Genomic DNA, 12,162 nt, shown 5'->3' with positions numbered 1-12,162 from the left:
ACATGAATGAGCGGCACCCGACGTGAGAACCCCCGGGCGGGCTGTGGTCGAGCGGTGGGCCGAGTCGGCCGACACGACCGACCTGGGGCACGCGATTCCCTCCTGCCGTACGTCGGAGTGTTCTGCAGCGCATCCGTCGGCACTGCACAGGAACGGGAGGCCGCGGCGGCTCCGTCCAGGTGCTCAGGCCGCCTTTCCGTACATCCAGCGGCGCACCACGGTGTAACCATCGGGCAGCTCGCCCCCTGTCAGTTCCCTGTACCGCGCCCTGGCCTCCTCGCTGGCGCGCTGACCGGAAGGGAGTCTTCGGAGAAAGGGGTCGCGGTCAGGATCGGGGGAGGACTGACGGGGCTCGCTCGCGACGTCGGGAGGGAGGGACGGCCCCTGATCGTCGGCGCCTTCCGCCTCCCGCCCTTCCATGAGGCGGGCGACTGCGACAGTCAGGGCCGCACTGACGACCACGCCGCCGACGGCATGGATCTTCTCCCTGTGCTTCTGGTACAACCCCTTCGCCTTCTCGGTGAAGGACGTGGGCTTGCTGTCCTCGGGGGCGGGCTCGCAGGGCGTGGAGTCAGTCACGTACACACGTCTACCGGACTCAGCTCCCATCTGTCAGGAGATCAGGCGACATCGGCCGACCAGGGGCAGCGGCGCTCGCCTGACTGAAGTACGTCTTCGCGTCTTCACGAAGGGGCGGCGTACCGACCGCCATGGCCGCAAGCCGTCTTCGCACCGGGCCGCAAGCCCGAGCCCGAGATCGACGGTCCTCACTCCCCCGCTTCCTGGTGGGGCGAGTACCTCCCCGGCATCGGGCGCCGGGAGGACGTGACCGGCCGGGCCGCTCCCCCGCCCACCGAGATCGGCCTTGGGCAGCCCGCGCGTCAGCGCCCGGTGGGTCGAGTGGCTCATGGGCCTGCCTCCCGGACGCGTCACCGGCGTTCCCGGCCTGACGCGCGGACAGCAGCTCCAGATCCTCGGCAACGGCGTCGTCCCCCAGCAGTCCTCGGCGGCGTTCGCCGCGCTCCTCGACCTGGGGTGTGAACGCCGGCACCCACCCCACCGCCGGAGGCACTGGCTACCTTCCGAGCGCCGCTCCCACCGCCACCACGACGAACATCAGCACCAGCACACCGGCCATGATCCGGTTCCGCGTTTTCGGGTCCACGCCTCGAGCCTAACCGGCCCCGCCGAACGCCCATCGGCCGACCGGGTCGTAACGCGGCTGCTCCCCCGGCACCCCGGAAACCGGCAGGCGGCTGCGCACCAGCACCAGCTCGCCCACCGTCCACGTCCGCCCGGCGAAGGCGTCCAGCGCCTCGACGTACGGCCGGACGTCCACGGCGTCCCGGCTGCGGGCCAGTGTCAGGTGGGCCTTGTAGCGGCGGTGCTCGCCCATCTCCACGCCCGCCTTCCGCGCCGCCGCCTCGCTGCGCTCGGCCAGCATCCGCAGCGCCGGCAGATCGCCGCGCGCGCCCGTCCACAGCGCCCGCCCGTGCCCGAACTGCCCGCCGCCGCGCAGTGCCAGCGCGAAGGGCGCACTGCGCCGCGCGGCCCGCTCCAGCCGCGCCGACAGCTCGGGGACGACGTCGTCGTCGACCTCTCCGTAGAAGGCGAGGGTGAGGTGCCAGCCGGGACGGCCGGTCCAGCGCAGCCCGTCCGCACCGGGCAGCTTCCTCAGCTCGGCCACTTCGACGGCCAGTTCACGGATGACGTCCTCGGGTGGCAGGACGGCGGCGAAGAGTCTCATGACGCCGATCTTCCCGCGCCCGAGGGAGGGCCACGCCCGGCATGACGGCGGTCATGGAGATCACCGTCGGAGAAGGCGGCCCCGACGACCTGCCGCCGGCCGGTCGCCCCGGCCGGTCACGCCGCCGCCGTCAGTTTCTCCCGTCGCTCGCGCGGCACGAAGCGGACGGTGGGGTGGCCGCGGTGCCAGCCCAGTGACAGGCGCAGGCCGCCGACACGGGCGAGGGCCAGGCCGATGACACCGGCCGCGACGGCGGAGACGGCGCCGCCCACCGCCAGGCCGGCGCGGACGCCGTACGCGTCCGTGATCCAGCCGGCGATCGGGGCGCCGATCGGGGCGCCGCCCATGAAGACCATCATGTAGAGGGCCATCACGCGGCCGCGCACGGCGGGGTCGGTGGCCATCTGGACGCTGGTGTTGGCGGTGACGTTGACCGTCATGCCGAACATGCCGATCGGGGCCATGAGCAGGGCGAACAGCCACAGCGAGGGCGCGCCCGCCGCGACCAGTTCCATCACGCCGAAGGCGACCGCCGCCACGATCATCACCCGCATCCTGGCCGTGCCGCGCCGGGCCGCCAGCAGCGCGCCGACCAGGGAGCCGACCGCCATCAGGGTGTTGAAGAGGCTGTAGGAGCCGGCGCCGGCGCGGAAGACGTCGTCGGCGAAGGCGGAGAGGTAGACGGGGAAGTTGAAGCCGAAGGTGCCGACGAAGCCGACCAGGACGATCGGCCAGATCAGCTCCGGCCGCCCGGCGACATAGCGCAGTCCCTCCCGCAGCTGGCCCTTGCCGCGCGGGGCGCGCTCGACGACGTGCAGGTCGCGGGCGCGCATCAGCAGCAGGCCGACGATGGGCGCGACGAAGGACAGGCCGTTGGCGAGGAACGCCCAGCCGGTGCCCACGCCGGTGATCATCAGGCCGGCGACGGCGGGGCCGACCAGCCGGGCGGACTGGAAGTTCGCGGAGTTCAGGCTGACCGCGTTCTGGAGCTGGTCGGGGCCGACCATCTCGGAGACGAAGGACTGGCGGGCCGGGTTGTCGACGACGGTGGCGAGGCCGACGGCGAACGCGGCGACGTAGACGTGCCAGACCTCGACGTGACCGGTGAGGGTGAGCAGCGCGAGGGCGATGCCGGTGAGGGCCATCGACGTCTGGGTGAAGAGCAGCGCGCGGCGCTTGGGGAGGCGGTCGACGAGGACGCCGCCGTAGAGGCCGAACAGCAGCATGGGCAGGAACTGCAGGGCCGTCGTCACACCGACGGCGGTGGCGGAGCCGGTGAGGCTGAGCACCAGCCAGTCCTGGGCGATGCGCTGCATCCAGGTGCCGATGTTGGAGACGACCTGGCCGGCGAAGAACAGCCGGTAGTTCCTGACCTTCAGCGAGCTGAACATCGAGGACGCGCGGGGGGTGTCGGGGGCGGGCGGGGTGTCGGGGGTGGTCGGCGCGGGGGCGGAGTCTGCTCCGGGTCCCGAACTCAAAGGGTTCGCCTCCTCGTGAAACGGCCTTACAGGTGTGCGAGCTTCTCCAGCACGGGGGCGGCGGCGCGCAGTTTCGCCCACTCGTCCTCGTCGAGTCCCTCGACCAGGGTGGCCAGGAACGCGTTCCGCTTGCGGCGGCTCTCCTCGAGCATGGCCTCGGCCTGCTCGGTCTTGGTGACGACCTTCTGGCGCCGGTCCTCCGGGTGCGGCTCCAGCCGGACCAGGCCCTTGGCCTCCAGCAGCGCGACGATGCGGGTCATCGACGGCGGCTGCACGTGCTCCTTGCGGGCGAGCTCGCCCGGGGTGGCGCTTCCGCAGAGGGAGAGGGTGCCGAGGACCGACATCTCGGTCGGGCTCAGCGATTCGTCGACCCGTTGGTGCTTGAGCCGACGGGACAGCCGCATCACGGCGGATCGCAGCGAGTTCACGGCGGCAGCGTCGTCGCCATGCATAAGGTCCAGCATCTCTTTAGCGTAACTCATTACCCTGGCTAAACAAACTGGGCTGCCCCGGGATTCCCGTAACCCTCGTCACGGACACGCCTTCTCACCCGAACGAGTGAGTCGGCGGCGGAACGTGACCGTCGTGCGGGCCGGCCCGGGACCCTCGTCCCATGGGGACCAGCGTGCTCAGCCTGCGGATAGACCACGAGCTGCTCGAACGGCTCCGGCACCACGCCGCCAAAAGGGGAATGAGCGTCCAGGACTATGTCGTCCAGACGCTCATTCGCGATGACTTCGACGAGCGGTTCCAGACCGCCGTCGAGGAGACGGACAAGTTCTACGGGCTCACCTGACCCCGTGGGACGCCAGGCTCACCCGAGCCCGAGCCCGAGCACGAGACCCTCGGGCCCTCAGGTCAGGCCGAGGGCCGGCATCAGGTAGTAGAAGGCGAACACGGCCGCGACCACGTACATGGGGACCGGGACCTCCCGGCCGCGCCCGGCCGCCAGACGCAGCACCGCGAAGGTGATGAAGCCCATGCCGATGCCGTTGGTGATCGAGTAGGTGAACGGCATCATCACCATCGTCACGAAGGCGGGGACGGCGATCGTGTGGTCCGCCCAGTCGATCTCCTTGACCGAGTTCGCCAGGATCAGGAAGCCGACCGCGAGCAGCGCCGGGGTGGCGGCCTGGGACGGGACCATCGTGGCGACCGGGGTCAGGAACAGCGCGACGGCGAAGAGGCCGCCGGTGACGAGGTTCGCGAAGCCGGTGCGGGCGCCCTCGCCGACGCCGGCCGTGGACTCCACGAACGCGGTGGTGGCGGAGGAGGAGCTGGCGCCGCCGGCGGCGACGGCGAGACCGTCGACGAGGAGCACCTTGTTGATGCCGGGCATCTGCCCCTGTGCGTCGGTGAGTTTGGCCTCGTCGCTGACGCCCATGATCGTGCCCATCGCGTCGAAGAAGCACGACAGCAGGACCGTGAAGACGAAGAGGACACCGGTCAGCGCGCCGACCTTGCCGAACCCGCCGAAGAGGCTGACCTCTCCGATCAGCCCGAAGTCGGGGGTGGCGACGGGGTTGCCCGGCCACTCCGGCGTGGTCAGACCCCAGCTCGGCACGTCGGCGACGGCGTTGACGACCATCGCGAGCGCGGTCATCGCGACGATCGAGACGAGGATCGCGCCGGGCACCCTGCGCACGATCAGCGCGAGCGTGAGCAAAGCGCCCAGGACGAACACGAGAACCGGCCAGCCGGTTAGGTGGCCGTCACCGCCGAGCTGGAGCGGGACGGTGGTGTGGGCGGCGTCGGGGATGCGGCTGACGAAGCCGGAGTCGACGAGGCCGATCAGCATGATGAACAGGCCGATGCCGATGGAGATCGCCTTGCGCAGCCCGAAGGGCACCGCGTTCATGACCCGCTCGCGCAGCCCGGTGGCGACCAGCAGCATCACCACGAGGCCTGCCAGCACGACCATGCCCATCGCGTCCGCCCACGCCATGCGGGGCGCGAGCTGGAGGGCGACGACGGAGTTCACGCCGAGACCGGCGGCGAGCGCGATCGGCACGTTGCCGATGACGCCCATGAGGAGAGTGGTGAACGCGGCGGTCACACACGTGGCGGTGACGAGCTGGCCGTTGTCCAGCTGGTGCCCGTACATGTCCTTCGCGCTGCCGAGGATGATCGGGTTCAGCACGATGATGTAGGCCATCGCGAAGAAGGTGGCGAGACCGCCGCGAACCTCGCGGGCGAGGGTGCTGCCCCGCTCGGAGATCCGGAAGTAGCGGTCGAGCGCGCCGGGCGCGGGCGTACTGCCGGACTCCCGGGGCGCGGGGGCCTTGGCGGTGGCCGAGGAGGACATTGGCGATTCCTACGAACAGAAAGGGTAAAAGACAAACGGTTTGAGTATGAACACATAAATGTACGGGACACCATCTCCGCGCGTAGACCTGATCGCCTCGTAGGCTGTCCCCCATGGAGAAGTGGACCCCCAAGCACGAGGCGCCGGAGCCCCTGGAAGGCCCCGTGGTCGCCACCATCACCGGCGGCACGATCCTCTGGTTCGTCCTCTTCCTCGTCCAGCTGCCCTTCTACGGCTGGTTCGACGACCACGGGCACCTGTGGTGGCTGTGGACCTGCCTCGCCGGCGCCGGGCTCGGGCTCATCGGCATCTGGTACGTCCGCCGCAGGGACGCGGCGATCAAGCGCTCGGCCGCGACCGAGTAGTACCGCGGCACGACGGCCGTCCTCCCCAGGTCGGATCTTTCGGGTCTCCGGCGGGTGAAGGTGAGAATCCGCACGTACCGTCGATTCCATGACCCACACCGACGCCGCCGCCCCCGCCCCGGCCCTCGTCGCGACCGGTCTCACCGCGGCCGAGGTCGCGGACCGCGTGGCGCGCGGTCAGGTCAACGACGTCCCCGTCCGCAGCAGCCGTTCCGTCGGCGAGATCGTCCGGGCGAACGTCTTCACCCGGTTCAACGCGATCATCGGCGTGCTGTGGGTGATCATGCTGGCGGTCGCCCCCATCCAGGACAGTCTGTTCGGGTTCGTCATCCTCGCCAACACCGGCATCGGCATCGTCCAGGAGTGGCGGGCGAAGAAGACCCTCGACTCGCTCGCGGTGATCGGCGAGGCCCGCCCGACCGTCCGGCGGGACGGCGCCGCCGTGGAGGTCGGCACCGGGGACCTCGTCCTCGACGACATCATGGAGATCGGCCCGGGGGACAAGATCGTCGTCGACGGGGTGTGCGTCGAGGCCGACGGGCTGGAGATCGACGAGTCGCTGCTCACCGGTGAGGCCGACCCCGTCGTCAAACGCCCCGGCGACCAGGTCATGTCCGGCAGTTTCGTCGTCGCCGGCGGCGGCGCCTTCCGCGCCACCAAGGTCGGCCGCGAGGCCTACGCCGCCCAGCTCGCCGAGGAGGCCTCCCGCTTCACCCTCGTCCACTCCGAGCTGCGCTCCGGCATCTCGACGATCCTCAAGTACGTGACGTGGATGATGGTCCCGGCGGCGATCGGGCTGGTCGTCACCCAGTTGTTCGTCAAGGACAACGACCTCAAGGACTCCGTGGCCCGCACGGTCGGCGGCATCGTGCCGATGGTCCCCGAGGGGCTCGTCCTGCTCACCTCCGTCGCCTTCGCCATCGGCGTCGTCCGCCTCGGCCGCCAGCAGTGCCTGGTGCAGGAACTGCCCGCCATCGAGGGCCTCGCCCGCGTGGACACCGTCTGCCTGGACAAGACCGGCACCCTCACCGAGGGCGGCATGGACGTCACCGAAGTCCGCCCCCTCGACGGCGCCGACACCCGCTACGTGCGCCGGGTGCTCGGAGCGCTCGGCGGGTCCGACCCGCGCCCCAACGCCTCCCTCCAGGCGATCATCGACGCCTACCCGGTGGCCGAGGACTGGCGCCGCACCGGGTCCCTCCCCTTCTCCTCCGCCCGCAAGTACAGCGGCGCCACCTTCGACGAGGGCGACGGCGAGACCAGCACCTGGCTGCTCGGCGCCCCGGACGTGCTGCTGACCGAGGACGACCCCGCCCTGGCCGAGACCGAGCGGCTCAACGAGCGGGGCCTGCGGGTGCTGCTGCTCGCCCGGGCCGTCCGCGACCTCGACGACGCCGAGGTCGCCCGCGGCGCCCGCGCCACCGCCCTCGTCGTCCTGGAGCAGCGGCTGCGCCCCGACGCCGCCGAGACGCTGCGCTACTTCGGCGACCAGAACGTCCACGCCAAGGTCCTCTCCGGCGACAACGCGGTGTCGGTGGGGGCGGTGGCCGCCAAGCTCGGCCTGGACGCCCGGACGGTCGACGCACGCCGGCTGCCCGCCGACCGGGACGGCATGGGCGCGGCCCTCGACGAGGCCACGGTGTTCGGGCGGGTCACCCCGCAGCAGAAGCGGGACATGGTCGGCGCCCTCCAGTCCCGCGGACACACCGTCGCGATGACCGGCGACGGCGTCAACGACGTCCTGGCCCTGAAGGACGCGGACATCGGCGTCGCGATGGGATCGGGCTCCGAGGCGACCCGGGCGGTCGCGCAGATCGTGCTGCTGAACAACAGCTTCGCGACCCTGCCGTCGGTGGTGGCGGAGGGGCGGCGGGTCATCGGCAACATCACCCGGGTGGCGACGCTCTTCCTGGTGAAGACGGTCTACTCGGTGCTGCTGGCGCTGCTGGTGGTGTGCTGGCAGGTGGAGTACCCCTTCCTGCCCCGGCACCTGACGCTGCTGTCCACGCTCACCATCGGCGTCCCGGCGTTCTTCCTCGCCCTCGCCCCCAACCGGGAACGGGCCCGCCCCCACTTCGTCCGGCGGGTGATGCGGTACTCGATCCCCGGCGGGGTGCTGGCGGCGACGGCCACGTTCGTGACGTACCTGATCGCCCGCCACCACTACACGGGGCCGGACGCGCTGGACGCGGAGACCAGCGTCGCGACCCTCACGCTCTTCCTGATCTCGATGTGGGTGCTGGCGATCATCGCCCGCCCCTACACGTGGTGGCGCGTCGCGCTGGTGGCCGCGATGGGGGCGGGCTTCCTGGTGGTGCTGGTGGTGCCCTGGTTGCAGGACTTCTTCGCGCTGCGGCTGGTGGGGGTGACGATGCCGTGGATCGCCGTCGGGATCGCGGCGGTGGCGGCGGCGGTGCTGGAGCTGGTGTGGAGGCGGGTGGACCGGGTGGCCACCTGACGCTACGCGCTTCCCTGCGGGTGGCCGGAGGCCGGCGCGCGGTTCCCCGCGCCCCTGGGAGCGGTCGGGTGCGGGTGGTCGGTGGGCGCCTCGCGCAGTCCCCGCGCCCCTGGAAACGGTCGGGGTGCGGGGTGTCGGTGGCCGGTCAGGCCGTTCCCCGCGCCCCTTTGCGGGGCGCGGGGGGAGGTGGGTCAGTCGAACCAGCGGTCGCGGGCCAGTTCCCGGGTGCGGGACGGGTCCTCCAAGAGGGCCGCCACCTCGAAGCGGCGCGGCCACTGGCCGGCCGCCCAGGCGAGACCTGCGGCGACGCCCTCCAGGGTCGCGGCGTGCAGAACGCCGTCGTCGGTCAGCCGCCAGTCGATCTCCACGCCGTCGACGACGAGTTCCCCGTGCTCGACGTAGGTGTCCGGCGTGCGCGCCCCGAGCAGCACCCGCACCGGCTCCGGCACGTCGTGCTCGGTGCCCTCGGAGTCCACCTCTCCCGTCACCGACTCGCTCAGCCGCCGCACCTGGAACAGCTCCGCGAGTTCGGCGGCCCGCGACGGCCGGACCGGCAGCAGCGGCACGCCCTCGGTGAACGGCAGCAGGTCGGGCGAGTCGACGACGACGGCGTCGCCCGCGTCGACGACCTCCACCCGCCCGTCGACCACGGCCCGCAGCTCGTCCGGCAGGGTCACCTGCTCGGGGTCCAGGTCCGCCAGCGCGCCGTACAGGCCGTGCAGTTGCGCGGCGGTGACGGGACGCTCCGGGTCGGCGAGGCGGTCCAGCAGTTCGGCGCCGCCGCCGGGCTCGGCGAGCAGCGCGGCCACGGACGTCCGCACGCCGAGGGCCCGCAGCACCTGCTCGTCGTCGAAGCCGGTGGCGTCGGCCTCGTCGTACAGGCCGCGCAGCAGCGGGTCGCCGCCGGCGGCGAGGAGGCCGGCCGGGCGGCGGCCGTCGAGCACCGGGTGTCCGCGCAGCCACCAGGCGGTGTAGGGCCGGACGACCTCGTGGGTGCCGTCGGGCAGCAGGACGCGCACCGGCTGGGTGAGGGCGTCGCGCAGCGGGGGCTGGGCGAGCAGCGCGAGGGCCTGCGGCCAGCGGTCGTCGTCGACGAGGTCGAGGTCGCGGACCGCGACGAGCTCCGTCGCGACGGGCGGGACGGGCGAGTCGGGGAACCGGTCGAGGATGTCCTCGCACCAGACGTCGACGGCGTCGAGCAGTCCCGCGTCGTCGGGTTCGGCGAAGTCGCCCTCGCGGGGTTCCAGCTCGTCCGGGTCGAGGACGACGTCGGTGGCGCGCACCAGCGCGAAGTTCGCGAGGACGCCGCAGGCCGCGAGCGGCTGCTCGCCCCACCTGGCGGCCAGCTCGTCGTCCACGGCGGCGAGTTCGCCGTCCCGGACGACCTGCGCGAAGGGGCTGCCGGGGAGCAGGAGTTCACCGGCCGGGGCGAGTTCGCCCTCGTCGTCGGGCAGCGCGAGCGCGCCCAGCCACGGCTCGTCGCCGGGTTCCAGACCCGCGTCGCGGACCAGCGCGAGGACGGTGTCGGCGAGTTCGTCCGCGTCGGGGGTGTCCTCGTCCCAGGCGCCCGCGTCGTCGTCCAGGGACGCGGCGACGGCCGCCCGCACCTGCGGGGTGGTCAGCACGGCGCGCGGGGTCGCGGGCAGCGCGCCGAGCTTCTCCAGCAGCTGGTGCGCGGCGTCCGGGTGGGCGACCTTGAGGCCGAGCCGGGCGAGGACGTCCGGGTCGACGCTCGCCGTGTCCGGGCCGGGCAGCAGCACCTGACGGGGGCCGATCGTCGTACGGCCGTCGGCGAGGGGCACGGGCAGCCCAGTCAGCCGGTCCGGGTCGACGCCCGCGAGGCTCTCGTAGAGGCGGTGCCACCAGTCCGGGTCCTTCTCCAGCCCGGCCAGCCGGTCGATCGCGTCGGCGAGCGGGATCCGGGCCACGCCGAGGGTGCGCAGCTCGACCCGGCGTTCGAGACCGGCGGGCAGCAGCGTGGGGAGGACCTCCGCCAGCACGCGTACGGTGTCGGCGCCCGCCCCCTCCACGACCTCCGCGTCCCGGGGCCGCAGCGCCTCGGGCAGTTCGCCGTCCTCGCCCTGCGCCGGCTCGGCGGCCGGGGGCAGGAAGGCCGTGCGGGGCAGCCGTTCCAGGATGGCCCGGCGCAGGGAGCCGTCCAGCTCGCCCTTGCCCAGCGCACCCGGTACGAGGTCGATGATCCCGGTCCCCACCGGCCGCCAGTCGGCGAGCAGCCCGGCGTAGGCGTCGGCGGCGCGCTGCACGAGGAAGTCGGTCAGCGGCCCGGGCGCGGCGTGCCGGCGGGTGGTGTCCAGCGGGAGCGAGGCGATGAGCAGGGCGGGCACGCCGAGCGGCTCGTCACTGGGGGTGGGCGCGTGCACGACGGCGCTGGTGCGGGGCCGGGCGGGCGCCCCGTCGGCCTCCACCGGCACGGCCCAGGTGACCGACCAGTGGGGCCGCAGTCGCTCCTCCACCGGCCGGTCGGCGAGCAGGTCGGCGGTGAGCGGTCCGTGCGCGGCGGCGATGCGCCACCGGGTGGTGCCCTCCTGGGAGTCCTCCACCACGGTCAGCCCGCCGTCCGTGCCCCGGCGCAGGGTGCGCGGCGCCCGGTCGTGCACCTCGACCACGACCTCCTCCAGGCCCGGCAGGGCGAGGAGCAGAGCGTCGTCGACGGCGGTGAGGAGCCGCTCGGCGAGGTCGGCGGCGGCCGGGTCGCGCAGCGGCAGGATGACGGCCGTGTCGTAGGGGTCCGGGGCGGTGCCCTCGGCGGCGAACGGCAGCCGCAGCAGCGGCACGTGCCCGTCGCGGCGGCGGATCTCGTCGCCCAGCCCCGGGCTGTGCCGGGCGGTCTCGGAGGCCAGCACCCGGGCCTCGGCCAGCGACCAGCGCACCCCGCCGTGCCGGCCCACCACGGCGGGCTCGTCGGTCACGGCGAGGACGGCGGCGAAACCGACGCCGAACCTTCCCACCGCCGACTGGTGCGTGTCGCGCTTCGCGGACGCGCGGAGGGTGGCGAGCGACTCGACACCGGCCGCGTCCAGCGGCGCGCCGGTGTTCGCGGCGACGAGGACGCCCTCGCGCAGGGTGAGCCGCAGCCGCCCGGGGACGCCCGCCCGCGCCGCCGCGTCGGCGGCGTTCTGCGCGAGCTCGACGACGAGACGGTCCCGGTAGCCGCCGAGGACGAGATCCTCCTCGGCGTTGGCGTCCTCGCGGAACCGGGCGGGACTGGTCGCCCAGGCGTCCAGGACTCCGCGGCGCAGACGGGCGGTGCCGAAGGGGTCCGCGCCCTCGGGCGCAGGCCGCACGAACTTGCTCACGTCGGTTTCCCTCTCTCCGTCGGCGTGAGGAGAAGGTATCGCGCGGTGAAGGGGGTCAGCGCCCGCGGGCGTACGCGACGAACTGGGACCAGGCCACGGGGGCGAGGGTGAGGCGGGGGGCGTCGGCGGGGTTCTTGGAGTCGCGGACGAGAACGGTGGCGGGGGCGGTGGCGACCTCCACGCAGGAGTCGCCTTCGCTGCTGCTGCTGTAGCTGCTCTTGAACCACGCCGGATCGGTCATGTTCGCCGTCAGTCCTCGGAGGCGTAAGGGACGAACGCCGCCCAGGCGCCGGAGGCGAAGGCCAGGCGGGGGCCGTCGGCCGGATTCTTGGAATCGCGGACGAGAACGGTGGCGGGGGCGGTGGCGACCTCCACGCACGACTCGCCGTCGGGGCCGCTGCTGTAGCTGCTCTTGAACCACGCCGGATCGGTCATGTTCGCCGTCAGTCCTCGGAGGCGTAAGGGACGAACGCCGCCCAGGCGCCGGAGGCG

Annotated in this window: 11 protein-coding genes; 3 read left to right on the top strand and 8 right to left on the bottom strand. The window is 72.8% G+C overall.

Translation table 11 applies throughout. The features are described from left to right. Positions 1-183 precede the first annotated feature (183 nt). The 4 genes from ACZ4YY_RS15235 to ACZ4YY_RS15220 all read right to left on the bottom strand — a co-directional run bounded on the left by ACZ4YY_RS15235 (position 184) and on the right by ACZ4YY_RS15220 (position 3,689). Positions 184-579 carry a hypothetical protein gene (locus tag ACZ4YY_RS15235; RefSeq protein ID WP_468289490.1) on the bottom strand — a complete coding sequence of 132 codons (396 nt, stop codon included), beginning with the start codon at positions 577-579 and terminating at the stop codon, positions 184-186. 595 nt (positions 580-1,174) lie between these two features. Further along, the gene (thpR, locus tag ACZ4YY_RS15230) at positions 1,175-1,747 is read right to left on the bottom strand and encodes an RNA 2',3'-cyclic phosphodiesterase (protein ID WP_468289090.1); all 573 of its coding nucleotides are present in this window, start codon (positions 1,745-1,747) and stop codon (positions 1,175-1,177) included. 116 nt (positions 1,748-1,863) lie between these two features. Next, positions 1,864-3,225, bottom strand: coding sequence for an MFS transporter (locus ACZ4YY_RS15225; RefSeq protein WP_468289087.1), 1,362 nt, complete (start codon positions 3,223-3,225; stop codon positions 1,864-1,866). 26 nt (positions 3,226-3,251) lie between these two features. Then, positions 3,252-3,689, bottom strand: a complete 438-nt coding sequence (locus tag ACZ4YY_RS15220; RefSeq protein ID WP_468289084.1) for a MarR family winged helix-turn-helix transcriptional regulator — start codon at positions 3,687-3,689, stop codon at positions 3,252-3,254. Positions 3,690-3,838: 149 nt separating this feature from the next. Between ACZ4YY_RS15220 and ACZ4YY_RS15215 the strand changes: the two genes are divergently transcribed. After that, positions 3,839-4,021: a ribbon-helix-helix protein, CopG family gene (locus ACZ4YY_RS15215; protein ID WP_468289081.1), complete on the top strand. Its 183-nt coding sequence runs from the start codon at positions 3,839-3,841 to the stop codon at positions 4,019-4,021. Positions 4,022-4,078: 57 nt separating this feature from the next. On the opposite strand, the gene ACZ4YY_RS15210 is transcribed toward ACZ4YY_RS15215, so the two are convergent. Next, complete coding sequence (locus ACZ4YY_RS15210; protein ID WP_468289079.1) at positions 4,079-5,530, bottom strand: NCS2 family permease; 1,452 nt, start codon at positions 5,528-5,530, stop codon at positions 4,079-4,081. Positions 5,531-5,643: 113 nt separating this feature from the next. Between ACZ4YY_RS15210 and ACZ4YY_RS15205 the strand changes: the two genes are divergently transcribed. Next, positions 5,644-5,895, top strand: coding sequence for a DUF2530 domain-containing protein (locus ACZ4YY_RS15205; protein ID WP_468289077.1), 252 nt, complete (start codon positions 5,644-5,646; stop codon positions 5,893-5,895). An 88-nt stretch (positions 5,896-5,983) separates the two neighbouring features. Further along, entirely contained in the window at positions 5,984-8,353 is a 2,370-nt protein-coding gene (locus ACZ4YY_RS15200; RefSeq protein ID WP_468289074.1) for an HAD-IC family P-type ATPase, read from the top strand. A gap of 191 nt (positions 8,354-8,544) precedes the next feature. Here ACZ4YY_RS15200 and ACZ4YY_RS15195 read toward each other — a convergent pair whose 3' ends face one another. The 3 genes from ACZ4YY_RS15195 to ACZ4YY_RS15185 are packed head-to-tail and all read right to left on the bottom strand — an operon-like array spanning position 8,545 to position 12,105. Beyond that, a complete protein-coding gene (locus ACZ4YY_RS15195; protein WP_468289072.1) occupies positions 8,545-11,670 on the bottom strand; it encodes a sacsin N-terminal ATP-binding-like domain-containing protein in 3,126 nt (1,041 codons plus the stop codon). Positions 11,671-11,725: 55 nt separating this feature from the next. After that, on the bottom strand, positions 11,726-11,911 hold the full coding sequence (locus ACZ4YY_RS15190) for a DUF397 domain-containing protein (protein WP_468289069.1): 186 nt from the start codon (positions 11,909-11,911) through the stop codon (positions 11,726-11,728). An 8-nt stretch (positions 11,912-11,919) separates the two neighbouring features. Further along, the gene (locus tag ACZ4YY_RS15185) at positions 11,920-12,105 is read right to left on the bottom strand and encodes a DUF397 domain-containing protein (RefSeq protein WP_468289067.1); all 186 of its coding nucleotides are present in this window, start codon (positions 12,103-12,105) and stop codon (positions 11,920-11,922) included. Between the last annotated feature and the right edge of the window lie 57 nt (positions 12,106-12,162).

The organism is Streptomyces sp. NPDC030143 (assembly GCF_055573695.1).
This window is presented reverse-complemented; position numbering and strand designations above follow the sequence as displayed.

Coding starts and splice junctions, on each gene's coding strand:
- ACZ4YY_RS15205 (WP_468289077.1), top strand. CDS start 5,644: ATGGAGAAGTGGACCCCCAAGCACGAGGCGCCGGAGCCCCTGGAAGGC.
- thpR (WP_468289090.1), bottom strand. CDS start 1,747: ATGAGACTCTTCGCCGCCGTCCTGCCACCCGAGGACGTCATCCGTGAA.
- ACZ4YY_RS15185 (WP_468289067.1), bottom strand. CDS start 12,105: ATGACCGATCCGGCGTGGTTCAAGAGCAGCTACAGCAGCGGCCCCGAC.
- ACZ4YY_RS15220 (WP_468289084.1), bottom strand. CDS start 3,689: ATGCTGGACCTTATGCATGGCGACGACGCTGCCGCCGTGAACTCGCTG.
- ACZ4YY_RS15215 (WP_468289081.1), top strand. CDS start 3,839: ATGGGGACCAGCGTGCTCAGCCTGCGGATAGACCACGAGCTGCTCGAA.
- ACZ4YY_RS15210 (WP_468289079.1), bottom strand. CDS start 5,530: ATGTCCTCCTCGGCCACCGCCAAGGCCCCCGCGCCCCGGGAGTCCGGC.
- ACZ4YY_RS15190 (WP_468289069.1), bottom strand. CDS start 11,911: ATGACCGATCCGGCGTGGTTCAAGAGCAGCTACAGCAGCAGCAGCGAA.
- ACZ4YY_RS15200 (WP_468289074.1), top strand. CDS start 5,984: ATGACCCACACCGACGCCGCCGCCCCCGCCCCGGCCCTCGTCGCGACC.